Here is a 597-nt window from a genome sequence, read left to right as displayed (position 1 = left end):
TAATATAGAAAAAGCACAGATACGCAACCTGAGTCAGAATAGCTGGTTGAGCTTACATCAAAATATCTTAATCACAGGGGCAACAGGTTGTGGAAAAACCTACCTCGCATGTGCCTTAGGGCATGAACACTGTTTGCAAGGAAAAAGTGTTTACTATATTCGATTAAAAGAACTACTTGAAAGCCTGTTTCTAGCGCAAGCAGATGGTAGTTACCGAAAATTACTGGCGAAGCTAATAAAGTATGATCTACTGATTTTAGACGATTGGGGGCTTGAACCACTGAGTGCGCAGCAACGAGGTGACTTACTCGAATTAATCGATGCGCGGTACGGATATAAATCACACATAATTATAAGCCAGCTACCACAAGAGAGCTGGCATGAGATGATCGGAGAATCAACTCATGCTGACGCCATTTTAGATAGGCTAATTCATGGTTCGATTAAGTTGAATTTAAAAGGAGAATCGATACGAAAACAGTTAAATAAATTGACTGATGATGATCAGTTAAGCTAATTTAAAAACGGCTCTACAAAATGATAAATCAGGTGATCAAAGCTGATGAGAATCGGTGATCAAAGTCATGAGAATACGCA

1 protein-coding gene is annotated in these 597 nt (G+C 39.0%); it reads left to right on the top strand.

Features of this window, described 5'->3' with window-relative positions; translation table 11 throughout:
• The coding region (istB, locus tag J7338_RS20575) for an IS21-like element helper ATPase IstB (RefSeq protein WP_210798833.1) at positions 1-517 on the top strand (517 nt) is incomplete at its 5' end.
• Between the last annotated feature and the right edge of the window lie 80 nt (positions 518-597).

Source organism: Pseudoalteromonas ostreae (assembly GCF_018069805.1).
In the GTDB taxonomy this organism is placed as follows: domain Bacteria; phylum Pseudomonadota; class Gammaproteobacteria; order Enterobacterales; family Alteromonadaceae; genus Pseudoalteromonas; species Pseudoalteromonas ostreae.
This window is presented reverse-complemented; position numbering and strand designations above follow the sequence as displayed.